26 protein-coding genes and 1 pseudogene are annotated in these 24,143 nt (G+C 68.2%); 8 read left to right on the plus strand and 19 right to left on the minus strand.

The genetic code is table 11. The features are described from left to right. Positions 1-24: 24 nt before the first annotated feature. From ACIA58_RS29395 to ACIA58_RS29405, 3 genes are all read right to left on the minus strand, one after another. A complete protein-coding gene (locus ACIA58_RS29395; protein WP_396407038.1) occupies positions 25-657 on the minus strand; it encodes a class I SAM-dependent methyltransferase in 633 nt (210 codons plus the stop codon). Then, positions 654-2,738: a spermidine synthase gene (locus ACIA58_RS29400; RefSeq protein WP_396407039.1), complete on the minus strand. Its 2,085-nt coding sequence runs from the start codon at positions 2,736-2,738 to the stop codon at positions 654-656. Before ACIA58_RS29400 ends, ACIA58_RS29395 begins: the two co-directional genes overlap by 4 nt. A 64-nt stretch (positions 2,739-2,802) precedes the next feature. Further along, positions 2,803-3,636 (minus strand): serine protease, encoded by an 834-nt coding sequence (locus ACIA58_RS29405; protein WP_396407040.1) that lies wholly within the window; start codon positions 3,634-3,636, stop codon positions 2,803-2,805. 259 nt (positions 3,637-3,895) lie between these two features. On the opposite strand from ACIA58_RS29405, the gene ACIA58_RS29410 reads away from it, so the two are divergent. Both ACIA58_RS29410 and ACIA58_RS29415 read left to right on the plus strand, forming a co-directional pair. Further along, the gene (locus ACIA58_RS29410) at positions 3,896-5,380 is read left to right on the plus strand and encodes an LCP family protein (protein WP_396407041.1); all 1,485 of its coding nucleotides are present in this window, start codon (positions 3,896-3,898) and stop codon (positions 5,378-5,380) included. Positions 5,381-5,386: 6 nt separating this feature from the next. Further along, positions 5,387-6,391, plus strand: a complete 1,005-nt coding sequence (locus ACIA58_RS29415) for a glycosyltransferase family 2 protein (protein ID WP_396407042.1) — start codon at positions 5,387-5,389, stop codon at positions 6,389-6,391. Between the two features lie 124 nt (positions 6,392-6,515). Here ACIA58_RS29415 and ACIA58_RS29420 read toward each other — a convergent pair whose 3' ends face one another. The 7 genes from ACIA58_RS29420 to ACIA58_RS29450 all read right to left on the minus strand — a co-directional run bounded on the left by ACIA58_RS29420 (position 6,516) and on the right by ACIA58_RS29450 (position 13,240). Beyond that, positions 6,516-7,463 carry a type IV toxin-antitoxin system AbiEi family antitoxin domain-containing protein gene (locus ACIA58_RS29420; RefSeq protein WP_396407043.1) on the minus strand — a complete coding sequence of 316 codons (948 nt, stop codon included), beginning with the start codon at positions 7,461-7,463 and terminating at the stop codon, positions 6,516-6,518. Positions 7,464-7,611: 148 nt separating this feature from the next. Then, complete coding sequence (locus tag ACIA58_RS29425; protein ID WP_396407044.1) at positions 7,612-8,370, minus strand: ABC transporter ATP-binding protein; 759 nt, start codon at positions 8,368-8,370, stop codon at positions 7,612-7,614. Next, complete coding sequence (locus ACIA58_RS29430) at positions 8,357-9,238, minus strand: ABC transporter permease (RefSeq protein ID WP_396407045.1); 882 nt, start codon at positions 9,236-9,238, stop codon at positions 8,357-8,359. Before ACIA58_RS29430 ends, ACIA58_RS29425 begins: the two co-directional genes overlap by 14 nt. 170 nt (positions 9,239-9,408) lie before the next feature. After that, on the minus strand, positions 9,409-10,110 hold the full coding sequence (locus tag ACIA58_RS29435; protein WP_396407046.1) for a tyrosine-protein phosphatase: 702 nt from the start codon (positions 10,108-10,110) through the stop codon (positions 9,409-9,411). Positions 10,111-10,133: 23 nt separating this feature from the next. Further along, positions 10,134-10,505 carry a peptidase inhibitor family I36 protein gene (locus ACIA58_RS29440; protein WP_396407047.1) on the minus strand — a complete coding sequence of 124 codons (372 nt, stop codon included), beginning with the start codon at positions 10,503-10,505 and terminating at the stop codon, positions 10,134-10,136. Positions 10,506-10,592: 87 nt separating this feature from the next. After that, positions 10,593-11,291, minus strand: coding sequence for a hypothetical protein (locus tag ACIA58_RS29445; RefSeq protein ID WP_396407048.1), 699 nt, complete (start codon positions 11,289-11,291; stop codon positions 10,593-10,595). Positions 11,292-11,308: 17 nt separating this feature from the next. Continuing rightward, positions 11,309-13,240, minus strand: coding sequence for a carbohydrate binding domain-containing protein (locus ACIA58_RS29450; protein WP_396407049.1), 1,932 nt, complete (start codon positions 13,238-13,240; stop codon positions 11,309-11,311). 83 nt (positions 13,241-13,323) lie between these two features. Here ACIA58_RS29450 and ACIA58_RS29455 point away from each other — a divergent pair, with 83 nt between their 5' ends. Beyond that, positions 13,324-14,430, plus strand: a complete 1,107-nt coding sequence (locus ACIA58_RS29455) for a substrate-binding domain-containing protein (protein ID WP_396407050.1) — start codon at positions 13,324-13,326, stop codon at positions 14,428-14,430. Here ACIA58_RS29455 and ACIA58_RS29460 read toward each other — a convergent pair. Together ACIA58_RS29460 and ACIA58_RS29465 are read right to left on the minus strand one after the other, a co-directional pair. Continuing rightward, complete coding sequence (locus ACIA58_RS29460) at positions 14,408-14,728, minus strand: AzlD domain-containing protein (RefSeq protein WP_396407051.1); 321 nt, start codon at positions 14,726-14,728, stop codon at positions 14,408-14,410. The genes ACIA58_RS29455 and ACIA58_RS29460 overlap by 23 nt on opposite strands. Beyond that, the gene (locus tag ACIA58_RS29465; protein ID WP_396407052.1) at positions 14,725-15,411 is read right to left on the minus strand and encodes an AzlC family ABC transporter permease; all 687 of its coding nucleotides are present in this window, start codon (positions 15,409-15,411) and stop codon (positions 14,725-14,727) included. The genes ACIA58_RS29460 and ACIA58_RS29465 overlap by 4 nt, the downstream gene beginning before the upstream one ends. A gap of 70 nt (positions 15,412-15,481) precedes the next feature. Between ACIA58_RS29465 and ACIA58_RS29470 the strand changes: the two genes are divergently transcribed. After that, positions 15,482-16,036, plus strand: coding sequence for a helix-turn-helix domain-containing protein (locus tag ACIA58_RS29470; RefSeq protein WP_396407053.1), 555 nt, complete (start codon positions 15,482-15,484; stop codon positions 16,034-16,036). A 1-nt stretch (position 16,037) separates the two neighbouring features. Here the strand turns inward: ACIA58_RS29470 and ACIA58_RS29475 are convergent, their stop codons facing one another. Beyond that, on the minus strand, positions 16,038-16,232 hold the full coding sequence (locus tag ACIA58_RS29475) for a hypothetical protein (protein ID WP_396407054.1): 195 nt from the start codon (positions 16,230-16,232) through the stop codon (positions 16,038-16,040). A gap of 194 nt (positions 16,233-16,426) precedes the next feature. Here ACIA58_RS29475 and ACIA58_RS29480 point away from each other — a divergent pair, with 194 nt between their 5' ends. Next, positions 16,427-17,503 (plus strand): ricin-type beta-trefoil lectin domain protein, encoded by a 1,077-nt coding sequence (locus ACIA58_RS29480; protein WP_396407055.1) that lies wholly within the window; start codon positions 16,427-16,429, stop codon positions 17,501-17,503. 53 nt (positions 17,504-17,556) lie between these two features. Here the strand turns inward: ACIA58_RS29480 and ACIA58_RS29485 are convergent, their stop codons facing one another. Then, positions 17,557-18,387 (minus strand): SAM-dependent methyltransferase, encoded by an 831-nt coding sequence (locus ACIA58_RS29485; protein ID WP_396407056.1) that lies wholly within the window; start codon positions 18,385-18,387, stop codon positions 17,557-17,559. Positions 18,388-18,554: 167 nt separating this feature from the next. Between ACIA58_RS29485 and ACIA58_RS29490 the strand changes: the two genes are divergently transcribed. Then, positions 18,555-19,430 (plus strand): helix-turn-helix domain-containing protein, encoded by an 876-nt coding sequence (locus ACIA58_RS29490; protein WP_396407057.1) that lies wholly within the window; start codon positions 18,555-18,557, stop codon positions 19,428-19,430. Here ACIA58_RS29490 and ACIA58_RS29495 read toward each other — a convergent pair. Continuing rightward, on the minus strand, positions 19,427-19,918 hold the full coding sequence (locus ACIA58_RS29495; protein ID WP_396407058.1) for a winged helix-turn-helix transcriptional regulator: 492 nt from the start codon (positions 19,916-19,918) through the stop codon (positions 19,427-19,429). The genes ACIA58_RS29490 and ACIA58_RS29495 overlap by 4 nt on opposite strands. Positions 19,919-20,131: 213 nt before the next feature. On the opposite strand from ACIA58_RS29495, the pseudogene ACIA58_RS29500 reads away from it, so the two are divergent. Beyond that, positions 20,132-20,368, plus strand: a pseudogene (locus tag ACIA58_RS29500) (GNAT family N-acetyltransferase); the annotation flags it as partial. A gap of 78 nt (positions 20,369-20,446) precedes the next feature. Here the strand turns inward: ACIA58_RS29500 and ACIA58_RS29505 are convergent. Together ACIA58_RS29505 and ACIA58_RS29510 are read right to left on the minus strand one after the other, a co-directional pair. Next, entirely contained in the window at positions 20,447-21,565 is a 1,119-nt protein-coding gene (locus ACIA58_RS29505) for an epoxide hydrolase family protein (protein ID WP_396407059.1), read from the minus strand. Next, positions 21,555-21,899: a VOC family protein gene (locus ACIA58_RS29510; protein ID WP_396407060.1), complete on the minus strand. Its 345-nt coding sequence runs from the start codon at positions 21,897-21,899 to the stop codon at positions 21,555-21,557. Before ACIA58_RS29510 ends, ACIA58_RS29505 begins: the two co-directional genes overlap by 11 nt. A 53-nt stretch (positions 21,900-21,952) precedes the next feature. On the opposite strand from ACIA58_RS29510, the gene ACIA58_RS29515 reads away from it, so the two are divergent. Beyond that, entirely contained in the window at positions 21,953-22,735 is a 783-nt protein-coding gene (locus tag ACIA58_RS29515; protein WP_396407061.1) for an NAD(P)H-binding protein, read from the plus strand. On the opposite strand, the gene ACIA58_RS29520 is transcribed toward ACIA58_RS29515, so the two are convergent. Together ACIA58_RS29520 and ACIA58_RS29525 are read right to left on the minus strand one after the other, a co-directional pair. After that, complete coding sequence (locus ACIA58_RS29520) at positions 22,736-22,930, minus strand: ferredoxin (RefSeq protein ID WP_396407062.1); 195 nt, start codon at positions 22,928-22,930, stop codon at positions 22,736-22,738. A gap of 13 nt (positions 22,931-22,943) precedes the next feature. Continuing rightward, the gene (locus ACIA58_RS29525; RefSeq protein ID WP_396407063.1) at positions 22,944-24,140 is read right to left on the minus strand and encodes a cytochrome P450; all 1,197 of its coding nucleotides are present in this window, start codon (positions 24,138-24,140) and stop codon (positions 22,944-22,946) included. Positions 24,141-24,143 lie beyond the last annotated feature (3 nt).

Consider the following 24,143-nt stretch of genomic DNA (forward strand, 5'->3'; position numbering starts at 1 on the left):
GCAAACGGGCCGAACCTGTACCAATCAGCAGACAGTTGCCAGCCAGAAGTAAGACAACTCGGTCCACTCGACCTGAGCCGGCGCCAGGTCCGCGGCCAGCTCCTCGCGGGACGGGAAGTTCTTCAGCACCTCGTACGACCGCCCGTCCGACAACTGCCGGGTCTGGTAGGTGTCGCCGTCGTCCGTCGTCCGGGTGATCGGATAGTTGCTTCCCTCCACATAGCGGTTGTCCGCCAGGATCACCACGCCACCCGGCTCGACCCGGTCCAGCAGCCCGCGCGCGAACCGTCGAACGTCGGCGCGCGGCACGTGGGACCAGAAGAAGCCCGCGAAGATCGCGTCGAACCGGCCTGGGATCGCCCCGAGGTCGTACGCATCCGCCGTCTGGAAGCGCACGTCGCCGGAGCCGTACGACCGCGTCCGGGCAATGGCCAGCGTCTCCTCGTTCACGTCCGTGGCGAGCACCGACTCGGCCGTCGTCGACAGCGCGGTCGTCCAGTAACCGGTGCCGGCGGCAACTTCCAGGACGGAGCGGCCGCGGACGAGCGGCGGCAGGAGGGCCCGCAGGCGGGCCAGGTCCTCCTGCCGTTCCGGCTTGTCGTAGACCGCGTCGTACTCGCCGGCGCGATCGCGGTAGTAGCCCGCCAACTCGCTCATCGGACGAGGGTCCGGTTTCTGGGGGTGAGCAGGAACGCCCCGGCGTACAGCAGCGCGGCGATGATCAGCAGGCCGTGGAAGCCGATGATCAGGTCGGCGTACTCCAGGCAGCCGCCGAGCATCGCGCCCAGCAGGTTGGCGCCGAACGACGCCGTCGCGTCGGCGGTGTCGGTGAAGCGTTTGGCGAAGATCACGTTCGCGGCGAAGATCGGCATGAACGCGATCAGGACGGCGACGATCGCCCGCAACCCGACCGGCATCCCGAGCAGCCAGCTGTCCGGGAAGACCCACGCCAGCGCGAGCCCGCCGAACAGTACGGCGAACATCACCTTGATCGGTGGTGTCTTGAACCGCCTCGTCACTTCGACCGCGGCGAGCACCGCCACCAGCACCCCGGCGAAGACGATCGCGTTCACGACCCACGTCGTACCGAACAGCAACGCGAACCCGGTGATGCTCTTCGTCTCCAGCAACATGAAGCCCGCGCCGAGCAGGAACAGGTCCGCGTACGGCCGCATCCGCCGGTACGACGACCCGCCGCCGGCGATCCCGACACCGACCAGACCCGCGACCAGGACCAGTCCGAGCGTGACCAGGTAGAGCGCCGGAATCCGGTCCGTGAACAGATACAGGAACGGCCGGTTGTCCGTAGCCGGTGGCGGGGTGATCGCAGTCGGACCGGGCCACTCCGCGGCGCACGTCTGGTCCTGCTCCGTCAGGCCGACCGTCACGACCGCCTGCTGCAGACCGTCGCCGATCTTGTCCACACACGGCTTGTGCCCGAAGGCCTCCTGCGCCGTCGACGCGAGCCGGTCGATCAGCCAGGTCTCGCGGTAGTAGTTGTACATGGCAAACGCCCCACCCGGGTTCAGGTGGTCCTTCGCCGACTCGAACGCCTGCTTGGTGAACAGGTAGCTCTCCAGCCGCAGCGAGCTCGCGCCGTTCACCAGCGTCAGCGAGTCCGGCAACGCCAGCAGGATCAGGTCGTACTTCTTGTCGGTCCGGGACAGATACGCCCGCCCGTCGTCGATGTGCGACGTCACCCGCGGGTCCTGGTACGGCCGGTCCGGGTTCAGCGCCTTGCCGAGGTCGCGGATCCGCGGGTCGATCTCGACCGCGTCGACGTGCGTCGCGCCCTTCTTCAGCGCGATCGCCACGTCCGAACCGGAGCCGGCGCCGATGATCAGCACGTTCTTCGGCGTCTTGCCGACGTTGGCCCGCTCGTACGGCAGCCCGTACTGCGGCTCCCACTGCAACCGTGCGTCGGCAGGGATCGCCTGCTGATGCGGTACGCCGTTCACCGTGATCGTCAGCAGCGGCACGCCCTCATAGGTGTACTGCTTGGTCTTCACCTTGTAGTACGGCGACCAACTGAGGTCGGGCCGGGTCGACTCGTGGAAGAGCACCCCGAGCATCACCAGCAGCGGCGCAAGCACCATCGCGGCACTCAGCCCGGTGGCGACAGCACGGCGGCCGGATCCGGCCGACCGCGGGATCATCAGCAGACCGAACACGACCGTGACGACGAGACCCCACCAGATCGGCGGCGCACCCAGGAACGACAGGGCGGTGAACGCCACGATCCCGGCCAGGCTCCCGATCAGGTCGAAGCGGTACGCCGTCAGTCGCGGCAACTCCGCGAAACACCGGCCGACCAGCTCGGCGGGACCGGCGAGCACTACCGCGGCCGCGACGAAGATGATCGGCAGGATCACCCAGACCGGCGGTCCGGTGGTGTTCAGGCTGGTGAAGTAGATGACGCTCGACGAACTGCCCCGGTCGACCGTCACCGGCTTCCACGCGATCACCAGGACCAGCAGGCCGAGCATGATCGGCGAGTAGTACGGCAGCCGCTTCGCACGGCCGGATCGCAGTACGCCGATCCCGATGCCGAGGAAGGAGCCGAGGAGCACGAAGTTCGAGAAGTAGCTGAGGTGGACCACGTTCGAGCCGGTCCACCGGATCAGCGCGAGCTCGGTGAACAGCATCAACGCACTCGACGCGACCAGCCGTGTCCGAACTCCGAACGGGCTCGGCCAACTGGTCGTCGTGACGTGATCAGTGGAGGAGTCGACTGCCATGCGGGGCGACGTTACCGGATATCCAAGTGGTCTGCGTCACCCCGCACGTCCTCATTACGGACAGTCAGCGGCGGCGGGCCGGCTTCGGCAGCTCGCAGCCGGACTTGTTCAGGTCGATGGCGCGGTTCGCGGTCAGGCAGGTGTAGAGCCACCAGGTCTGCTGGCCGTACGCCGCGCCCTGCTCGACGGTGACGTTGCCGTCGGCGTCGACCTCGCACGGGTTGTTGACCGTGCAGCGCTCGCCGTCCTCGTTGCCGGTGTTGTTGATGCCGATCATCTCGCCGGTCGTGGTGCTGACCACGGGTGATCCCGACGTACCGCCGATCGTCTCGCAACCGGGCTGCTGGTACTTGATCGAGTTCTGCCAGGTCCAGTCGCCCTCACGCAGTTGCGGGATGGTGGCCTGCACCGAGCAGGTGTAGATGCGCTTCCAGTAACCGGACACGACCGCCATCCCGGCGCCGTCGGCCGGGCCCTGCTTGGCCAGGGTCAGCGGGGTGACGTTGAGCCGGCTCTTGATCGACGCGTACGTCTCGTTGACCTCGTACACGATCATGTCGGTCTTGGTCATCGTGCCGAACAGGATCTTGTCGGCGCGGACCGTGCCGGCCCGGCTCGAATCCGGCTTGAGCAGGGTGATCGAGCGCGTCGACGCCTTGTTCACCAGCACCTGGCCGGGTTGCAGGAACCCGCCCTCGTAGCAGTGCCCGTTGGTGAGTACGAGCGCCTTGTCGGTGCTGACCGATTCGGCGTACCGGACGAGGGACGCGGAGCAGTTGCTCAGCGCGGCGATCCCGGTGAAGTCGGTACCGGGCGCGGCGGCCTGTGCCGCGGTGGTGCCGAGCAGGGTGGTGGTCGCGACCGCGGTGGCGGCCAGGAACGTGCGGAACAGTTTCATGGGGCGGTGTCCTCACTGGTTGTACTTGGAGGACTTCGTAACGCATCCACTGGCCAGGCTCCATCACAACTGCGTGAAACCAGGTGTCCACAGGGTGAGCGCACGGGTTTTCCTGCGCTGAGTGAAGACACTGCTACTCTTCGTCTCCGGATCCGCCTCCGCCCGAACCAGTTCGTCCCGCGGCACGTCGTACCGAGTGACAGGTGAGGACAAGGTACGGTCGGCATCAGACCGCCCGGTTGGAGAACGGAAGGACGTTATGCCGCAGGAGAAGCCAGACCTGCGCAATCTCCGCGAGCCGGTCCGGTTCAAGCGGGCGCTGACACTGCTGTTGATGACGCTGATCCTGCCCGGGTCGGCGCAGATCGTGGCGGGCAGCCGCCGCGCCGGCCGCTGGGCCTGGCGGGTGGTCTTCGGCCTGATCGCGATCATCGTCTTCCTGATCGTCCTCGGCCTGATCTGGCGCTCGGGGACGATCAACTTCCTGGCCCGGCCCGGGACGCTGCGGCTGGTGCAGATCATCCTGATCGTGCTCGCGGTCGGCTGGGCCGTACTGTTCATCGACGCGTACCGGATCTCTCAGCCGCTGACCCTGGAGCGCAACCACCGCCTCATCACCAGCATCCTCGACGGCGTGATGATCTTCGTGGTCGTCGGCGCGCTGATCTACGCCAGCGTGATCGTGAACACCCAGCGCGACTTCGTCGCCAGCGTGTTCGGCAGCGGCAAGTCGTCGAAGGCCGAGAAGGGCCGCTACAACGTCCTGCTGATGGGCGGCGACTCCGGCGCGGACCGGATCGGCACCCGGCCGGACAGCATGACGGTCGCCAGCGTCGACGCGGACACCGGCCGGACCGTCCTGATCGGCCTCCCGCGCAACCTGGCCAAGGTGCCGTTCCCCGCCGGTACGGCGATGGCGAAGCAGTTCCCGCACGGGTTCGAGTGGAACAAGTGCGCCGCCGAGTGCCTGCTGAACGCCGTCTACACCTACGCCGCCAACCACAAGGCCCTGTTCCCCGGCGACCCGAACCCGGGCGAGACCGCCACGACGCAGGCGATCGAGGCCGTCACCGGGCTGAAGATCAACTACTTCGTGCTGATCGACCTGGCCGGCTTCCGCGACCTGCTCAACGCGGTCGGCGGGATCACGCTGGACATCGGCAAGCGGGTCCCGATCGGCGGCGGCAGCTCCCCGATCAAGGGCTACATCGAGACCGGCAAGAACCAGCACCTGGACGGGTACCACGCGCTGTGGTTCGCCCGGTCCCGGGCCGAGTCGTCGGACTACGAGCGGATGGCCCGGCAGAAATGTGTGATGTCGGCGATGCTCAACCAGCTGTCGCCGCAGACCGTGCTGACCAAGTTCCAGGGCATCGCGTCGGCCAGCAAACAGGTCGTCAAGACCGACATTCCGGCCGGTGAGCTGGGCACTTTCACAGACCTCGCGCTGGACGCGAAGAAGCTCCCGGTGTCAAGCTTCTCCGCGGTCCCGCCGTTGATCCACACCGGCGACCCGGACTTCGCGCTGATCCGGACGAAGGTCGCCGAGGCCATCGCGAAGTCCGAATCGCTGGACAAGGGCGGCTCAGGAGGAGACGGTAAGACTTCGACCACTCCGCGTAGTACCACGAGCAACCCGAGTAGTAGTACGACGAAGAAGCCGAGCTCCACGAAGAAACCCACCACCTCTCCGACCACACCCGCCACCGGCGTCGACGACGTCGCATCGATCTGTAAGGCCTGACCTGATATGCCGCTGTCCCACTGGCCACCCGTATCCGTCGTGATGCCCGTGCTGAACGAGGAACGCCATCTCGAGGAGGCGGTCGGCCGCGTCCTGGAGCAGGACTACCCCGGTGATCTGGAGGTCGTCCTCGCGATCGGCCCGAGCAAGGACCGGACCCAGGAGATCGCGGACAAGCTGGCCGAGAAGGATCACCGGATCAGCATCGTGCCGAACCCGACCGGCAAGACCCCGGCCGCGCTGAACGTGGGCATCGCGCACGCCAAGCACGACATCCTGGTCCGGGTCGACGGCCACGGCGCGCTCACCGACGGCTACGTCACCCGCGCGGTCGAGGTGCTGGAGGAGAGCGGCGCGGACAACGTCGGCGGCGTGATGGCGGCCGAGGGCCGGACCCCGACGGAGATGGCCGTCGCCTGCGCGTACCGCTCCCGGCTGGGTCTGGGCGCGTCCACGTTCCACCAGGGCGGCAAGGCCGGGCCGGCCGACACCGTGTACCTCGGTGTGTTCCGGCGGGCCGCACTGGAGCGGGTCGGCGGTTTCGACGAGACCATGCACCGGGCCCAGGACTGGGAGCTCAACTACCGGATCCGCAAGACCGGCGGGCTGATCTGGTTCACCCCGGACCTCTCGGTCACCTACCGGCCCCGCTCGTCGCTGTCGGCGGTGGCCAAGCAGTTCTTCCACACCGGTCAGTGGCGCCGCGAGGTGATCCGCCGGCACCCCGAGACCGCCAGCAGGCGATACCTGGCGCCGCCGGTCGCCGTGATCCTGCTCGCGGTCGGCACGATCCTCGGCATCGTCGGCCTGGCCACCGACGTCAGCTGGCTGGATGTCGGCTTCATCGCCCTGCTCGGGTACGCACTGCTGCTCATCTTCGGCTCCGCGATGGAGGGCCGCTACCTGCCCTGGAAGGCCCTGTTCTGGATGCCCCTGGTCTGCGCAACCATGCACGTCTCCTGGGGCCTAGGCTTCCTCATCGGCCTCCGCGAGAAGCCCAAGACCGTCTAGCCCGCCCGGCCAACACGAGGGGAGATCCCTTCGTCTTCGGGGTTCTCTGCTGGTACACGAGAGAAGAACCCCCAGAGCGGGTGGATATCTCCTGAACTGGGTGTGGCCGACACACGCGGCGGTGTCAGGCCAGGCGACGGTGGCGGTTCAGGACTCGGAGCATGTCGGCAGCGAGCCCGGCGGGCCGGTCGAAGTCGGACCAGTCGGTGCGGATCACGGTGAGGCCGAGAGCACGGAGCCGGTCCTCGCGCCGCTTCTCCCGGATCAGGACCTCGGGTGATCCGCCACCGTACTTGAGCGCGCCGTCGAACTCGACCACCGTCTGGTACGCGTCGAAGGCGAAGTCGACCCGCCCGATGAGCCCGAGACGATCGCGGAACTCGGTCTGCAAGTGAGGTCGCGGCAGCCCGTGCTCGTACATCAGGACCCGGAGCCGTGACTCGCCGACCGACTCGGACAGCCCGTTTCCGAACCGCAACGCTTCCCGGGCCGCGACGGATCCGGGCCAGAACGCCATCACGGACCGCAGGCGCCGTACGTCGTCCTCGCCGAGCTGGCCGGCGCGCAGCGCAGCGTCGACACCGACCACGGCCACCTCGAACGACGCCGTACACGCAGATTCGAGGGTCGCGCGCGCGATCGTCGTCGCGAGCACGCCGTCAACGACACCGAGGTCGTCGTCGGTCAGCACCCCGAGGTGGTGCTGTACCCCGGCGACGACGCCACCGGATCGCCCGTCCACCCGGGTGACGTGCACGCGGCTGAGGTCGAGGCCCCAGATCGGCAGACCGTGCAGGACCAGCGCCGACTGATGGCTGACGGCGACGGAGCCCGGCCGCATCGCGTTGATCACCGCGTGCACCTGCCGGAGGTGCGTCGTACGGGCGCGTTCCCACGGTGGGAGCACAGTCAGGTCGAGTCTCTCGGCGTACTGACCGCGTCGGATCTGTTCCCAGCGACCGTCCCGCAGACAGCGGACGATCTGCTCGTGGGTGCAGCCACTGGCGAGGGCCTGGCGGCGGCTGAAGACGCCGCCCTGTCGCTGCGCGATCAGTCTGAGCCGCTGGTTCACCCGCCAAGCATCCTGCAACCGAGCATCGCCCGGGGCTCCCTGCCGCACATCTGTGGACAACGGGGATGTCCACTCGTGTTGGGGGTTCTTCCTCCGACTACCAGTGGAGAACGCTCAACACGAGTGGATATCCACTGGGATGCACGTGCTAGCCGGCGCGGGTTGACTTGATGTAGGCGGCGACGACCTCCTGGACGGGGCCGTCGAGGCGGAGTACGCCGGCGTCGAGCCAGATGGCGCGGTTGCACGTGTCCTGGACCACGTCGAGGCTGTGGCTGACCAGGAAGACCGTGCCGGCCTGGTCGCGGAGCTCCTTGATCTTGCGCTCGGACCGCACCCGGAACTCGGCGTCGCCGGTGGCCAGCGCCTCGTCGACGAGCAGGATGTCGTGTGTCTTCGCGGACGCGATCGCGAACTTCAGCCGCGCCGCCATCCCCGAGGAGTACGTCGACATCGGCAGGTCGATGAAATCGCCGATCCCGGAGAACTCGACGATCTCGTCGTACCGGCGCTGGACCTCGGCCGGGGACATGCCCATCGCGAGGCAGCCGAGGACGACGTTGCGGTCGCCGGTGAGGTCGTTCATCATCGCCGCGTTCACGCCCAGCAGCGACGGCTGCCCGCTGGTGTAGACGGCTCCGGACGCGGGCGGCAGCAGGCCGGCGATCGCGCGCAGCAGCGTCGACTTGCCGGACCCGTTGCGGCCGATCACGCCGATCGCGTCGCCCTTGTTCGCGGTGAAGCTCATGCTCTTGACCGCGTGGACCTCGCGGATCGTCGGCCGGTCCTGCCGTTTCAGGATCCGCCGGAACGCGGTGGCCGCCGTACCCTTGCCGCCCTGGCCGGCGATCACCTTGTAGATGATGTCGAGCTTGTCTGCGATGACTGTGGGCTCAGCCGCGGCCATAACGGTCCTCCGCCCGCCAGAAGTACCAGAAGCCGGCAGCGAGCATCACGAACGACCAGACGATCGCGATCGTCCAGGCGTGCGGCAGCTCGTTCTGCTTGTGCTCCTGGAGCAGCGATCGCCGGACGATGTCGATGTACGCCGAGATCGGGTTGAACGCGAGCACCTGGACCACCCAGCTCGGAGCGTCCAGCTGCTCCAGCTTGGACGGCAGCGAGAAGAAGATCCCGGACGCGTACAGCCAGGTCCGGGTGACGAACGGCAGCAGCTGGGTGATGTCGGAGACGAACGTCCCGATCCGCGCGAAGACCAGCGTGATGCCGATGTTGAACATCATCTGCAGCACCATCGCGGGAGCGATCAGGAACCAGCGCCAGGCCGGCCCGTCGGTGAAGCCGACGACCACGAACAGGATCGCCAGCGACACCAGCATCTGGTTCAGCTCGTTCAGCACGTAGGCGAGCGGCAGGGTCGCGCGGGGGAAGTGCAGCGTGCGGATCAGCGAGAGGTTCAGCGCGAGTGAACGCGAGCCCTCGGTCATGCAGCGCTGCGTGAACGTGAAGACGAAGATCCCGCTGAGCAGGAACGCGACGTAGTTGTCGATCCCGTTCTTGGTGCCGAGCAGGACACCGAAGGCGAGGTAGTAGACCGCGGCGTTGAGCAGCGGCGTCAGCACCTGCCAGATCGAGCCCAGGCGAGCTCCGGCGTACATGGCGTAGGTGCGTGCGGTGGCGTAGCTGAGGACGAACTGGCGACGGCTCCACAGCTCGCGAAGGTACGAGCCGAGCGGCGGGCGGATCGAGCTCTTGGAGAGTCCGTAGCGTTCGGCCAGCGCGGCCGGGGACGTCGCCCCGATCGGCCCGCTCATGGGGCCCCCGGCCTGGACTGAGGAACGCAGGGAGCGAAGCGACCGGAGTGACGAGGGAAGGCCGGGGAATCAGGCCCCATGAGCCGCCGCGCCGGGGGCGCGGCATTCAACACTGCGGCGGTCGGCATTGCGCCAATGTACTGCGCTGTGTGATCCGGTCGTGACGCAGGTCAGTCGACCAAGCGGGCTCTCAGCCTGGCCAGATCCGCGTCGGTCAGACCACCGTGTCGCAGGTATGCCTCCGGGCCGCCGTACTTCGTGTCCAGGTGGCGCAGGATCGCGACGATCGACTCGGCCCGGGTGTCGCGGAACTCGATCATCTCCGGATGCTTGGACGCGTCGGGCTCCTCGGCCAGCTGCTCGTCCAGCCAGATCGCGAGCCGCTCCTGGGTGAGGAAGTAGTCGGCGACGATGTCCTCCTCCGGCACCCCGGCGACGCTGAGCGCCAGCGCGACGACCATGCCGGTGCGGTCCTTGCCGCCGTGACAATGCACGACCACCGCGCCGTCCTCCTCGTCCGCGATCGCCTTGACGGCCGCCGCGAACAACTCCGGCCGCCGGTCGAGCATCCACGTGCACGCCTCGACGATGGTCGGCTGCCCGTGCTCCGGATCGGCCGGATCCTGCAACGCCTGCCGCACCGCCAAGGGCGTCCCGGTGAACGGAGTCGGGTACGCCGCAACCTCGCCGTCGCCGCGCAGATCGAGAATCCGCCCGACCCCGGAACGCCGTACCGCCTGGATCCCGTCGTCGGTCAGGTACTGCAGGCTGTCCGCCCGGATCAGCACCCCGTCACGAATCACCCGGCCGTCAGCGGTAGGCAGCCCACCCACATCACGAACGTTGCGGCACCCGGCCCACTCAAGATCCATGGGCCCATCCAAACAGATCATCCTCAGCAGCGAACGTGCACCGCGAAGACCCGGTCGTTCTCCTGAGCCGACAGGTTGGTGCCGGTCCACGGGCCTACGTAGCCCAGCGTGTACGGGATGGTGATCGACAGGTCGACGGCGTTGCCGTACGTCTTCACCGACGAAACCCCGAGGTTCTGCATCCACTGCGGGACTGTCCAGTTGCCGCACCCCGGTACATCCCACCGCGCACCGGTCCCGCCCCACCCCTCGAACAAGCAGACCTTCCCGTACGGACAGCTCTCGTACCCCGCCGGCGCCGCAGCCTCGGCGTGGGCAGGCACCGCGAGCGCTCCCGCTGCCAGGATGCCTGCGACAGCGGCCGCGTTGACGGACCGTCGTACTCGTTCCTGCATGCTCCACCTCTTTCACTCGTTTGGTGTGACGCTACGGGTGATCGAGGCGCGGCCCCAGCCTTTCGGTCTGGTCCGAATGGGGTGGCGTCAGCGGTCCTGGGGGCGGTCGGGGTTCGGGCCCGGGTTGTAGGGCGGGGGTGGTGGGAAGGTCTGGCTCGGCTGTTGTGGATAGGCGGACTGTGGATAGCCGGGCTGGGGGTAGCCGGGCTGGGGGTGGCCGGGTGGTGGGTAGTTGCCTGGGGCACCTGGTTGGCCGGGCCGGTTGCGCCGGCTCTTGCGGATCGCCCAGATGACCAGGAAGACGATGCCGAGGCCGAGGAAGACCAGGAGGGAGAAGATGGCGCCGAGGATCGCCACCACGAACGCGACCAGGGACGACTTCGGGCCGGCGGCGTACGTCGCGCTCGTCTCGTCGTCGGTGCACGAGATGCTGTAGACCCCGGCCGGAACGGGCTCGGCAGACCGGGCGACGACGTACCAGCTGTTGCCGTTGATCGTGATCGTCTCCGACCCGGTCTCGCGCTCGAGCGGTACGTCGTTGCCGTCGGCGTCCTGCGCCTTGCACGGCGGGGTCAGCACCGGGACGGACGAGTAGATCGTCAGCCCCTCCCGCTTCAGCTCGACCCGCCCGGACTCGATCGGCTGCGGCGTGTGCGGCGCTGTCACGACGATCCGCCACGCGAAGAACCCGACCAGGAGCGCACCGATCACGAAGCAGGCGATCGCGATCCTGGGCAGTATCGACTTCTTCGGCGCTGGCACAGGCAAGCCGGGCTGCATGGTCATGGCCCGCACGCTACCTGTTACGGGGACTGCCGGGTGACGCTCAGATCGTCGCAGTAACCGAATCCGGCGCCCGCCCGGGTGAAGCAGTAGACCGTCGCCGTCGCCGCACCCGGACCGGTGGTGAAGGTGGCGCTTCCGCCGCGCCAGGTGGTGTTGACGAACGCCGGCGCCCGCACCTCCGACGTACCGTTGAAGGCCTTCGCGCCGATCACGAGCTCCGTGTCGTACGCCGAGACCCACCCCCACCCGGAGACCACGTACGTCGTGTTGGGCTGCACCGGGACCACCTGCTCGGCGCTCGCCTGGGAAGGACCGAGCTTCAGGCTGTCCGCGCCGCTGTGCGGCGTGTCCGTGGCGACGAACGCGCGCCCCGAGGTCGTGCTCCAGCCCGACGTGCTGCCGGATTCGAACCCGCCGTTCTGGACCATGTTCGCGGCGGCGCAGGCCGCGTCGTCGAAGGTCGAGCGCTGATGGAATCCGATGTCCGGCCGGCAGTTCGCCGGCACGGAAGCGCCGAAGTAGTCCTTGGGACTCGAACCCACCAGGTTGAGCCCGGTGCGCAAGGCCGGCGAGCCCGGCGCTAGTTGGTATCCGGCCGGCGCCGGGCTGCCGGGCGCGACGAGCAGCGGGTTCGCCGTCGACTTGTACGGATCCGCCGGCTCCGACGCGGGATGGCTGCCGTAGTAGAGGTTCCCGCGGAACACGTAGTTCGCCGCCTGGTCGTAGCCTCCGCCGCCGAGGTTGTAGATGAGGTTGTTCGTCCAGGTCGCCTTGGTAGAGCTCGAGCCGTTGTCCTCGATGACTTTCGTCGACGATCCGCTCGGGATGTAGAACGTGTTGCCGTAGATCTGCGCCGCGCTCTCGCCGGCGGCGTACAGGATGCGGGACTTGTCGTTGATCGAGAGGTTGTACCGCACGATCGTTCCGGACGTGCTCCAGCCGCTGGAACACCCACAGAACAAGACGAATCCGCCCTCGTTGTCGTGGCTGAAGTTGTACTGGAAGATCACGCCCCGGTTCCCGCCGTCGGAGTCGAACGCCATCCCGTCGTTGCAGCACGGCCGGCGGACGCGGTAGACCTCGTTGTACTGCACGACGGTCCGGTCGCTGTTGATGGTCCAGATACCCGCGTTGTTGCCGGCCGAGCGCATCCAGATGTCGTACGCCGTGTTGTGCTCGACGACCGCGTCCGCCCCGATCCGCAGAACGATCCCGTCTCCCCCGATGTCGTGGACGAGATTGTTCCGGAAGACGATGCCGGTGTTGGCGGTCCAGGCCGGACCCGACGTACAGGCGTAGATCGCGCGACATCCCCAGCTCGACGAGGTCGTGAGGCCCTCGCGGTCGACGTGGTAGATCTCGGAGTTCTGGACGGACACCCCGTTGAAGTGCGTCGGCGTCGTCGTACCGCTCACCCGGAACTGGATGCCGTTGCTGTTCTTGGTGTCGCCGCCGTTGACGTCGTGCACGTAGACGTTGTCGACCACGTAGTGCGAGCCGGTGCCGAAGTCGGCCAGCTCGACCAGGATCCCGTTCCGTTCGACCGCGGAGGCGCCCTGGTTGGTGACCTCGAGGGTGCGGATCTCCCAGTACTGGACGTTGTAGAGGTGGACCGCCGCGTAGACGGTTCCGCCGCCGGCGATGACCGGGCGGGCGCTTCCCGCACCGTAGGCGTCGACCGTGATCGGCGCCGCGGCAGTTCCCGAGCCGGACGGCTTCAGCTGGCCTGCGCACGAAACGCCCCGGGCGAAGAGCAACTTGTCCCCACCGGCGAAGGTGTGCGCGTTGACGGCTGCGAGCGAGTTCCACGGCGACGATTGACCGCCGCTGCCGCCTGTGGCAGCCGAACAGTCGACGTAGTACGAGGATCCTGCCGCCGACGCACTGGCGCAGATGAGCGCCGAGGCGACGAACAGCACCACGAAGGCCAGCGCGAGCTTCAGTCTCATCCTGAAAGGTCACCACGGCGGCCGACGACGGCGCGCCGATTCGGACAAAAGACGACAACGTCCTCCCGTATCGTCCTGGGAGCATGAGGCAGCTTCTCGGGTCACAGCGCAGAGAGCTTCTGATCAAGTGGATCGAGCGGACCGGCTCCGTGTCCGCCCTCGAGGCCGCAGCCGCGCTGGGCGCGAGCGTCCGGACAATCCAGCGGGACATCGACGAGCTGTCCACCTCCGGACGGCTGACCCGCGTCCACGGCGGCGCTGTCGGGGTTGGCCGGCGCGAACCCATCCGTGCGCAGCTGCGGCTGGGGATCTTGGTACCGACGCGGGGCTACTGCTTCGACGCCGTACTCGCCGGTGCGGAACAAGCCGCGGCCGCGAGTGGCAGCACCTTGGTGGAAGCGGACTACGACTACACCGACGAGCTCGAGGCGGCGCGGTACGCGCGGATCACCAGCCTCAAGCTCGACGGACTCCTCGTCACGCCGCATCTGCCGGCAGCCACCTGGGGTCAGCTGTGCCGCACCGACGTGCCGGTCGTGCTGATCGAGCGGCCCTGGGAGCTCGGCTGGGTCCGGGACCTCGACCCTGCGACGTCCGTTGCCGCCGCCCGCTCGCCCGTGGACCACGTGTTCACCGACCATGAGGCCGGAGCGGTTCTGGGTCTCGATCACCTCGCCGCCCTCGGACACCGCAGGATCCACTGCCTGATCCGCGACACCCCGACCGCTCCCGCCTTGCTCCGAACGGCATCGGCATACGCCGAGAGCATCGCACCGGCCCGCGACCTGGCCCTCGGGATCACCCGGTTACAGCGATCACCCGACCAAAGACGCGTGCTGACCGAGGCTCTGGGACACGTCTTCGAGGACCAGTCGCCGACCGCCCTCTTCGTACACACCGACGAAGATGCGGTCGTCGCTCAGGAGTTCCTGCACGTCCGCGACGTCGACGTCCCCGGCGACGTGTCGATCCTGTCGTACGACGACGGGCTGCCGAGCAACCGGGCCAGTGGCCTGAGCGCGATCGCTCCGGATCGGGTCGCGCTCGGCCGACGCGCCGTCGAGATGATCATCGACCGCCTCTGCAGCCGGGGACAGCACACCCACGATGCCCATCCACCCACCAAGCTCGCCATCGTGCCGCGCCTGCACCAGAGAGCAACGACGGCTACGGCACGCCGAGCAGCCTGAGCCCGGCAGCGGTCGCGGCGGCGGCCACCACCACCAGGACGAACGGCGCCTTGCGCCAGGCGAGCACGCCTCCGACCAGCACTCCCGCCGGCCGCGCAACTCCCGCCGGTCCGTGCCCGTCCATCAGCGCCGATGTCGCGACCAACGCGGTCAGCAACACGATCGCCGCGACCGCCAGCACCTGCTGCGCCCGCTCAGGCATCTCGAACCGACTCCGCAACGCAGGTCCGGCGAACCTGAGCGAAAAGGTGCCCACAGCAAGCACCATGATCCCCACCAACAGCACCGGGGTGTTCATCGACTCACCTCCAACGCTCTTTTCGGCGCCCGATAGAAGAGCAGTCCCACCAACGCACACAGCACGGGAAGCCCAGCCGGCAAGAACGGCGTCGTAGCCAAGGCGATCACGAGCCCGGCAAGAGCCGCCGTACGCGTCGACCGATCCCGCAACGACGGCAACACCAACGCGAGCAGCACCGCCGGGAACGCCGCATCCAGCCCGAACGCATCCGTGTCGGTGATGACCGAGCCGGCCAAGCCGCCCACCACGACCCCGATGTTCCAGCAGACGAAGATGCCGATGCCACCGGCCCAGTACGCCGCTCGCTTCTGCTCCAACTCGTCCTGCCCCATCGCGAACGCGACGTTCTCGTCGGTCATCACGTGACTGCCCGCGAACCGCCGCCACCCGCCGCCGATCACGTCACTGACGGCCAGGCCGAACGGGATGTGCCGGGTGTTCACCAGCAGGCCCGCGATCATCGCCGCGATCGGGCTGCCGCCGGCCACGACGATGCCGACGAAGAGGAACTGCGACGCACCCGCGAACACCACGATCGACAGCAGGATCGGCACCCACAACGGCAGCCCGCCGCCGACGCTGATCGCGCCGTACGAGAGCCCGACGACACCGTCGGCCAGGCAGACCAGGGCGATGTCGCGGGCGAGGCCCCGGTCGAGTGTTCGCCAAATCGAACGCATGGGCATTATGATGAACGCCTCGCCACTCGTTCGTCAAGCCGAACAAGCAGACCGATGGAGCGAACACGCAATGGACAACAGGGCACCACTGGACGTGATCGCGGCCTCCCTGCGCCGGCACCGGGCCCGGACCGGCCTGTCCCTGACCGAGGTCGCGAAACGCGCCGGCGTCGCCAAGTCCACGCTGTCCCAACTCGAGTCAGGCACGGGCAACCCGAGCGTGGAAACCCTGTGGGCGTTGGCCGTTGCCCTCGACACGCCGTTCGCGGCGCTGCTCGACCCACCGCGCCCGAAGGTCCAGATCATCCGCGCCGGCGAGGGTCCGGCCATCTACTCCGACCAGGCGGACTACAGCGCCACCCTGGTCGCCTCCAGCCCGCCGAACGCCCGCCGCGACATCTACCGGATCGTCGCCTCCCCCGGCCCGGGCCGGAAGTCCGAGCCGCACATGCCCGGCGTCGTCGAACACGTGATCCTCGGCTCCGGACGAGCTCTCGTCGGCCCGACCGACGACCCGATCGAACTCTTCCCCGGCGACTACATCGCCTACCCCGGCGACCTCCCCCACGTCTTCCAGGCCCTCGAGGAGGGCACGGCAGCGACGCTTGTGTCTGAGCACGTCTGAGTCAGCGATTGCGCATCAGCGACGCGAGACCGGCCGGCTGGGCATGCCGCGGGGCAAGCTGCACCCGGACAGAGACCGCCTGGACCGCGCACGCGACGGCCAGCATCAACGCCGAAACAGCTCCCAGCAGCGCGTCCGGATCCTGGCCGGGACAGACGGTCGTTGGGGCCGCCAACGACCGCTGACCGGCTCGCATGGAAGACGCGCCACGGCGAGCGCCATGACCAGTCGTCGCGTCGGCTGTACCCACTTGCGAACCGACGCTCATTTCCGACTATCTGTAACGTTAACCGCTCACCTCTGGACATCTTCACGCAACTCTGCGCATCATCAGGTCGAGAGAGCTCTCTGGTCGAAGTCCGCCCCGCTTCGCTTGGAGGTAGCACCCCGATGAGACTCAAGTCCGTACTGCTCTGCGCCCTTCTCGGCCTCGCCGCCGCTCTCGTGCCCGGCAGTGCGTCGGCGATCGGCGTCACGCCCGGCACCTACGTCAACTACACCTTCGACACCACGTCGCTCTCCCAGGCCGAGTTCCGGATGACGATCAACAACTCGCCCGGCCGCGCGAACGTCTACTGGTCCAACCAGTTCGACTTCACCGGCGGCGACGTCGGTGGCTACACCGGTATGCAGACCCACCGCGACGGCGGCGGCATGTTCCTTTACTCGCTCTGGAACTCCACCGACATGCGCGTCGGCGACGCCGGCACGTACTGCATCAAGTTCCAGGAGGACGGCACCGGCGGGAGCTGCCGCCTCGACCGGGCACCCACCCCCGGCCACACCTACGCGTTCGCGGTCGCGAGCGAGGGCAGCGGTTGGTACGGCGTGACCGTCCGCGACCTCACCGCCGGTACGTCGTTCAAACTCGGCAGCCTGCAGACCGGCGCCGGCAACACCATCAGCACGTCGGGCATGGTGAGCTGGACCGAGTACTTCGACTGGAACAACGACAAGGCCACCTGCGACGACGAGCCGTACTCGAAGCTCACGATGAGCGCGCCGACGAGCGGGAGCCTGACCGCGCACTTCACCGGCAGCTCGGAAAGCACCGGCTGCGCGGCCGACAGCCAGGTCACGCTCAACGGATCGACGGCCGTCCAGGAGAACGGCATCGGCAACTCGGCGTCCGGCGACATCCGCGGCAGCGGCGGTTGCCTCGACGTGTCCGGCTCGGACGGTACGACGATCCTGCTGTACACCTGCACCGGCGGCGACAACCAGAACTGGGTGCACGCGGAGAACAAGACGTTCCACGCCCAGTTCAGCTGCCTCGACGCGAGCGCAACGCAGGCGGGCTCGGTGGTTCTCTACAGCTGCCACGGCGGCGCCAATCAGCAATGGACGCAACCCGGCGACGGCACCATTCGCGCAGGAGGTCTCTGCCTCACCGCACCAGCTGCCCTCGGCAACCCGGTAACCGTTGCCACGTGCAACAACTCGGCGGCGCAGCGCTGGACGTTCTGAAACAGCACGACGCCCGGGACCGCAACGGGTCCCGGGCGTCGGAGTACCCGGACTCAGACCTTGCGGCCGACCCCGCCGACGATGCACTCCTCGACCTGGTTCAGCGGCTTGAGCCGTGGGCCGTCCGGCCACCAGTCGTCGCAGAGCACCAGGCCCGGGTCGACGAGCTCCTGATCGGGGAAGAACTCCATCAGCTCCTTGCGGGTGCGGAACCGGCCGCTGCCCATCGGGCTGTGGATGAACACCTCTTCCATCTTCTGGGCGACCGCGGAGTGCTCCGGAGTCTCCGGGTCGTAGAAATGCGAGATCGCCGTGTACGACCCGGGCACCACCGCGTCGACGTACTTCTGCATGATCTCCGCACCCTCGGTGCCGATGTAGTGGTGCAGCGTGCCGGCCTGCATCACGGCGATCGGCTCGCTGAAGTCGAGGAAGGCACGCACCTCGGGCTTGCTCAGCACCTCGTCCGGATCGAAGATGTCGGCGCTGACGAACAGCGTGTTCTCGTTCTCCTCGAGCAGCGCGCGGCCGTGCGCGAGCACGACCGGGTCGTTGTCGATGTAGAGCACCTTGGCCTCGGGCTGGATCCGCTGCACGACCTGGTGGGTGTTCTCTGCGGTCGGCAGACCGGACCCGCAGTCGAGGTACTGCGTGATACCCGCCTGGCCGGCCAGGAACCGGCAGGCGCGGATCAGGAAGTTCCGGTTCGACCAGGCGAGGTCCTTGGCCTGCGGCGCCACGGCGGCGACCCGGCGCAGTACCTCGCGGTCGACATCGAAGTTGTCCTTACCGCCCAAGAAGGCGTCGTACACCCGGGCGATGCTGGCCCGGCTGGTGTCGACGCCGACCGGGATCGAACTGGGCGCCTGTTTGGCATCGGGCATCGCGTGGACCTCGCAGAGAGTGGTCGGAGTGTGTGGAGCCGACTCTACTGACCGTAGGGCGCGGTGGACACACCGTATCTGCGCGTCGGGGTGGACGAGGTCACGTTCTGTTGTGAAATGATCAGCTGTTGCATCGGGACACCACGGGGACAGCTGGGAGGCATGAGGTGACCGAGCCGGGCGCGTACGGCGGTCCGACCGCTCTGCGCATCATGCTTGGCGTCCACCTGCGCCGGCTGCGCGAACAAGCCCAGATCAGCCGGACCGACGCGGGCTGGGCGATCCGCGGCTCGGAGTCGAAGATCAGCCGGCTGGAGCTCGGCCGGGTCGGTTTCAAGGTGCGCGACGTCGACGACCTGCTGACGCTCTACAAGGTCGACGACGAGGAAGAGCGCGATCGCCTGCTGACGCTGGCCCGCGAGGCCAACAACCCGGGCTGGTGGCAACGCTACGACGACCTCACGCCGCAGTGGTTCCACTCGTATCTCGGCCTCGAGATGGCGGCGGATCTCATTCGTACGTTCGAGTTGCAGTTCGTGCCGGGGCTGCTGCAGACGCCGGAGTACGCGCGCGCCGTCGTACAGCTCGGCCGGCAGGACCTGCCGTTGTCACGCGCGGAGCAGGATCGCCTGGTCTCGTTGCGGATGAGCCGCCAGGACGTGCTGACGCGGCAACGACCCGCGCGGTTGTGGGCGGTCGTCGACGAAGCGGTACTGCGGCGCCCGATCGGCAGCCCGAAGATCCTCAGAGCCCAGCTGGAGCACTTGATCGAGGCGTCGCGGCGGCACAACGTCACGCTGCAGATCATCCCGTTCTCCCAGGGCGGTTACACCGCGACCGGTGGCGCGTTCACCCTGCTCCGCTTCAACGACGGCGACCTTCCGGACATCGTCTACATCGAGCACCTCACCAGTGCGGTCTACCTCGACAAGCGCGACGAACTCGACACGTACGTCGTCACGATGGACGCCGTCTCGATCACCGCGGCCCAGCCACGCGAGACCGAAAACCTGATCCGTCAGGCGATCGAACGCTTGCCTTAACGCCGCTGGGCGCCGGGGCCCGGGCGGAAGGCAACTTCTCGCGGGGTGGGCTCATGGCCGCCGTCGCAGTGCATGGTCACGGTGACGCGCTCGCCGCAGTCGCCGCGGTGGCGTGGCTCGATCGGTGCGCCGGCGGCGAGTGGTAGGTACTGGTCGCCCCACTGGATCATTGCCACCAGCACCGGGTAGAGGTCCAGCCCGGCCTCGGTGAGCCGGTACTCCGAGCGCTCCCGCTGGCCGGGCAGCCGGTACGGATGGCGGCGAATCAGGCCGCGCTCGATCAGGGCCGCGAGCCGCTCGGTGAGGACCTGGCGCGGGACGCCGGCCCGCGCGCGGATGTCCTCGAACCGGCGGACGCCGACGAAGATCTCGCGGAGGACGTGAAAAGTCCACTTGTCGCCGAGGATCTCCATCACCCGCGAGATCGTGCAGTTCTCCGTGGACCAGTTCATCGCCTCGGGCATCCGCTCACTGACGACAGTACTCATGGGTTCATGATAAGTCCGCTTGACAGACTCAGCCAAGCAGGGAACGCTGAATCCGTGAACCAGACTCAGGCGAGACCGCCACTCGTCCGTCGCGCCGGCGAACCCGACGCGGACGAGCTGGCCCGGATGCTGATGGGGCTGACCGACCTCAGCCGCTACTTCCGCTTCCAGACCGCGATCGGGAACCCGCCCCGCGCGGCGCTGCTGTTGCGCATGTTGTGCCCGACCGGCGCATCCTTCGTCGCCACCCGGGACGACGCGATCGTCGGCCACGCGATGTGGGCGTGGGCGCCGGGCGAGTCGACCGCGGAGCTGGCCGCCGTGATCGGTGAGGCCGACCAGCATCGCGGCCTCGGGATCCGGATGCTCGCCATCGCCGCGGCGGACGCGATCGCGGCAGGTGCGAAACGGTTCCTGTTCGTCGTGAGCGCGGCCAACGAGCGTTCGATCCGGATGGTCCGCCGCCGCTGGCCGGACGCGTCCGTGGAGCGCGACGGCACGCAGCTCACGTTCGTCGCGCCGGCCCGCCTACCGGACGAGCCGGAAGAACGCCCGGATGTCGTCGACGAGCAGGCCGGGAGCCTCCAGCGCGGCGAAATGCCCACCGCGGGTGAACTCCGACCAGTGGACGATGCGGTGCCGGCGGTCTAGCGCCCGGCGGATCGCGGGATCCGTCGGGAAGACCGCCACGCCGGTCGGCACGCCCGGCTCGAGGTCGTCGGCGGCTCGGCGATTCTCGTAGTACAGGTTGGCGGAAGTCGCACTGCTGTTGGTGAACCAGTAGATCGAGACGTCCGTGAGCAGATGGTCGAGATCGACCGCATCCTCCGGCAGCGCGCGGTCCGGATCGGTCCACTCCCAGAACTTCTCCAGGATCCACGCCAGCTGCCCGACCGGCGAATCGCTCAGCCCGAACGAGACAGTCTGCGGCCGCGTCCCTTGCAGATCGGCGTACCCGGTCCCGACCGCACGCAACCGCTCGGCCGCCGCCAACCGCTCTCGCTCGACGTCGGCCACCACATCGCCTGGCTCGACCTCCGGAAACGCCAGCCCGCCGTTGATGTGTACGCCGACCACGTGTGCCGGGTCGAGCTGCCCGACGAGTGGCGACACCACTGATCCCGTGTCGCCGCCTTGTGCGCCGTACCGCTCGTATCCGAGTCGGGCCATCAACTCCACCCAGGCGCGGGCGATCCGCCCGTGGTCCCAGCCCTGCTGCAGTGGCAGCGAGAATCCATGCCCCGGCACGGACGGCGCGACGACGTGGAAGGCGTCCCGCGGATCGCCGCCGTACGACGCTGGATCGGTGAGCGGCCCGAGCACTTCGAGGAACTCCGCGACCGATCCCGGCCAGCCATGCGTCAGCACCAGCGGCAGCGCATCGGGCTCGCGCGACCGAACGTGCAGGAAGTGAATCGTCTGCCCGTCGATCTCGGTCGTGAACTGCGGGTACTCGTTGAGACGCGCCTCCCACAACCGCCAGTCGTACGCCGCCCATCGCTTCGCCGCCCGCCGCAGATACTCAACGGGCACTCCCCGGTCCCACCCGTCGCCAGGTAGTTGCCGAGGCCAACGAACCCGCTCGAGCCGGGCGCGCAGATCGTCCAGCTCCGCCTGCGGCACCTGGATCCGGAACTCAGAGATCATTCGCTCGCGGGTGCAACGGCTCGTACAACCCGACCCGGCCCCCACCCGGCAGCCGGAACGAGGTCAGCACACCCCACCGCATCCGCTCGACCGGCTCGAACTCCACGCCGCGGCCGGTCAGGTCGGCCATCGTCGCCTCGAGGTCGTCACACATCAGCAGCAGCTCGTGCGACGCGGCCTCCGCCGGATGCACCGCCACCTCGGCCGGCGGCAACTTGAAGATCAGCCACCCGTGCCCGGCGTCCACCGACGGATACGCCAGCACGTCGGTGAAGAACGCCCGATCCGCCTCGGCATCGGTGCTGTAGATGATCACGTGCGCTCCATCGATCATCTCCGACACGATACCCGGGAATACCGGCACCACCGGGTCGAGTTGCCGCAAGCATGATCCTCGTGACAGGCGCCGGCGGGAACGTCGGCCGTGCAGTGGCCGCCCTGCTTCCGGACGCACGACCTCTCGACCGTCGATCGGGCGCCGATCTCGCTCGACCGGACACCCTGACCGAGGCGCTCCAGGACGTCGAGACCGTCTTCCTGATCTGGCCGTTCCTCACGTCGGACGGCGCCGGGGCGACCCTCGCCAAGATCGCGGAGCACGCCCGCCGAGTTGTCTATCTGTCCTCATCGGCAGTGCGGTTCGGAGCGGACACCGACCCGATCACCCGCCTGCACGCCGACCTCGAAGCCGCCGTACGCGGGTCCGGTCTCGACTGGACGATCCTCCGGGCCGACACGTTCGCGTCCAACGCGCTCGGCTGGGCCGGTCAGCTGCGCGCCGGCGACACCGTTCGCGGACCCGACAGCGCCGCGACGGCCGTGATCGATCCAGCCGATGTCGCGGCGTCCGCCGTACGCCTGCTGACGGATCCGCGCCCCGGGACCACGCAGACCGTGACCGGGCCGGAGGTGCTTGCCCGGGCGGACCAGGTCGCGATCCTGGGTGCGGCGCTCGGGCGGCAACTGACCTTCGAGCCGACGCCGTACGACGAGGCCCGCGCGCAGCTGACCGCCGACGGCAGGCCGGCCGCGCTGGTGGAGGCGTTGATCGGGAGTGCGGAGCGTCGCCCCCGGTCCGACCTGATCACCACCACGGTGCAGGACCTGACCGGCCGGCCCGCACGCGGTTTCCGTGCGTGGGCCGACCGGAACGCGGCCTTCTTCAGCTGATCAGTCCTCGACGACGATCGCCAGCGCCGGGCAGACGGCCGCGGCCTGGTGAACGTCGGCGGCGAGGTCCGCCGGTGGGTTGTCGGTGAGGAGCACGACGATGCCGTCCTCGTCCCGCTGGTCGAACACGTCGGCGGCTGCCGTGACGCACTGGCCGGAGGCGACGCACTTGTCCTGGTCGACGATGATCTTCATGAGCTTGGTCCTTTCACCACGTGACGGGGAGCGAGTAGACGCCGTACACGGCGCCGTCGTGCTTGAACGGGATCTCGTCCAGCTCGACGGCCCGGCGCAGCGTCGGGATCCGGCGGTAGAGCGTGCTGTACACGACCTGCAGCTCCAGCCGCGCCAACGGTTGCCCAAGGCACTGATGGACGCCGAAGCCGAACGCGACGTGCCGGCGCGCATCGCGGTGCACGTCCAACGTGTCCGGGTCGTCGAACACCGACGCGTCCCGGTTCGCGATGTCGTTCGGGAAGATCACACCCTCGCCGGCCTTGATCACCTGCCCGTGCAGCTCGACGTCCTCGAGCACCGCACGCCGTCGCCCGTTGTGCGTGATGTTCAGGTACCGCAGCAGCTCCTCGACGGCGCTCGCGACAACCTTCGGGTCGTCGGTCTCCCGCAGGACGGCGAGTTGCTCCGGATGCTCCAGCAGCGCGAGGGTGCCGAGGGCAATCATGTTCGCGGTGGTCTCGTGCCCCGCGATCAGCAGCAGCACGCCGATCCCGGCCGCGTCCTGCCGGGTGATCTCGCCCGACCTGACCCGCTCGGTCAGCCCGGACAGCAGGTCGTCGCCCGGATTCTCCAGCTTCTCGCCGACCAGGTTGTCCAGGTACGACGCGAGGTTGCCGTGCGCCGCGGCCCGCTCCTCCGGAGAGGCGGTCATCCGGATCAGCGTCTTGCTGTTCTGCTGGAAGAAGTCGTGGTCCGCGTACGGGACACCGAGCAGCTGGCAGATCACCAGCGACGGCACCGGCAACGCGAACGCCTCCACGAGGTCGACCGGCTTCGGACCGGCCAGCAGGTCGTCGATCAGCCCGTCGACGATCTTCTGTACGCCGGGCCGCATCGCCTCGATCCGCTTGATCATGAACGGCGCGGTCACCATCCGCCGCAGCCGCGCGTGCTCCGGGTCGTCCATCAGGATGAACCCGATGCCGACACCGTCCTTGCGCGGCGGCTGCCCGGTCGGACTCGGGTACCCCGGCGTGGTGACGTCGGCGCTCAGTCGCGGATCGGCGAGCAGGGCACGCTGGTCGGCGTACCGCGTCACCAGCCAGGCCGGCTTGCCGAAGATGTCGACCTTGACCAGCGGCGCCTGCTCCTGCAGTTCGCGCAGTTGCGGCGGCGGGTCGAACGGGCAACCCGTTGCTCGGGTCATCGGATAGACCGGAGTACTCATAGA

Source organism: Kribbella sp. NPDC051586 (assembly GCF_044453965.1).
Classification (GTDB): Bacteria; Actinomycetota; Actinomycetes; order Propionibacteriales; family Kribbellaceae; genus Kribbella.

Coding starts and splice junctions, on each gene's coding strand:
- ACIA58_RS29515 (WP_396407061.1), top strand. CDS start 21,953: ATGATCCTCGTGACAGGCGCCGGCGGGAACGTCGGCCGTGCAGTGGCC.
- ACIA58_RS29460 (WP_396407051.1), bottom strand. CDS start 14,728: ATGAACACCCCGGTGCTGTTGGTGGGGATCATGGTGCTTGCTGTGGGC.
- ACIA58_RS29455 (WP_396407050.1), top strand. CDS start 13,324: ATGAGGCAGCTTCTCGGGTCACAGCGCAGAGAGCTTCTGATCAAGTGG.
- ACIA58_RS29465 (WP_396407052.1), bottom strand. CDS start 15,411: ATGCGTTCGATTTGGCGAACACTCGACCGGGGCCTCGCCCGCGACATC.
- ACIA58_RS29480 (WP_396407055.1), top strand. CDS start 16,427: ATGAGACTCAAGTCCGTACTGCTCTGCGCCCTTCTCGGCCTCGCCGCC.
- ACIA58_RS29445 (WP_396407048.1), bottom strand. CDS start 11,291: ATGACCATGCAGCCCGGCTTGCCTGTGCCAGCGCCGAAGAAGTCGATA.
- ACIA58_RS29505 (WP_396407059.1), bottom strand. CDS start 21,565: ATGATCTCTGAGTTCCGGATCCAGGTGCCGCAGGCGGAGCTGGACGAT.
- ACIA58_RS29395 (WP_396407038.1), bottom strand. CDS start 657: ATGAGCGAGTTGGCGGGCTACTACCGCGATCGCGCCGGCGAGTACGAC.
- ACIA58_RS29495 (WP_396407058.1), bottom strand. CDS start 19,918: ATGAGTACTGTCGTCAGTGAGCGGATGCCCGAGGCGATGAACTGGTCC.
- ACIA58_RS29450 (WP_396407049.1), bottom strand. CDS start 13,240: ATGAGACTGAAGCTCGCGCTGGCCTTCGTGGTGCTGTTCGTCGCCTCG.
- ACIA58_RS29405 (WP_396407040.1), bottom strand. CDS start 3,636: ATGAAACTGTTCCGCACGTTCCTGGCCGCCACCGCGGTCGCGACCACC.
- ACIA58_RS29415 (WP_396407042.1), top strand. CDS start 5,387: ATGCCGCTGTCCCACTGGCCACCCGTATCCGTCGTGATGCCCGTGCTG.
- ACIA58_RS29520 (WP_396407062.1), bottom strand. CDS start 22,930: ATGAAGATCATCGTCGACCAGGACAAGTGCGTCGCCTCCGGCCAGTGC.
- ACIA58_RS29435 (WP_396407046.1), bottom strand. CDS start 10,110: ATGGATCTTGAGTGGGCCGGGTGCCGCAACGTTCGTGATGTGGGTGGG.
- ACIA58_RS29525 (WP_396407063.1), bottom strand. CDS start 24,140: ATGAGTACTCCGGTCTATCCGATGACCCGAGCAACGGGTTGCCCGTTC.
- ACIA58_RS29510 (WP_396407060.1), bottom strand. CDS start 21,899: ATGATCGATGGAGCGCACGTGATCATCTACAGCACCGATGCCGAGGCG.
- ACIA58_RS29440 (WP_396407047.1), bottom strand. CDS start 10,505: ATGCAGGAACGAGTACGACGGTCCGTCAACGCGGCCGCTGTCGCAGGC.
- ACIA58_RS29410 (WP_396407041.1), top strand. CDS start 3,896: ATGCCGCAGGAGAAGCCAGACCTGCGCAATCTCCGCGAGCCGGTCCGG.
- ACIA58_RS29400 (WP_396407039.1), bottom strand. CDS start 2,738: ATGGCAGTCGACTCCTCCACTGATCACGTCACGACGACCAGTTGGCCG.
- ACIA58_RS29470 (WP_396407053.1), top strand. CDS start 15,482: ATGGACAACAGGGCACCACTGGACGTGATCGCGGCCTCCCTGCGCCGG.
- ACIA58_RS29485 (WP_396407056.1), bottom strand. CDS start 18,387: ATGCCCGATGCCAAACAGGCGCCCAGTTCGATCCCGGTCGGCGTCGAC.
- ACIA58_RS29430 (WP_396407045.1), bottom strand. CDS start 9,238: ATGAGCGGGCCGATCGGGGCGACGTCCCCGGCCGCGCTGGCCGAACGC.
- ACIA58_RS29475 (WP_396407054.1), bottom strand. CDS start 16,232: ATGCGAGCCGGTCAGCGGTCGTTGGCGGCCCCAACGACCGTCTGTCCC.
- ACIA58_RS29425 (WP_396407044.1), bottom strand. CDS start 8,370: ATGGCCGCGGCTGAGCCCACAGTCATCGCAGACAAGCTCGACATCATC.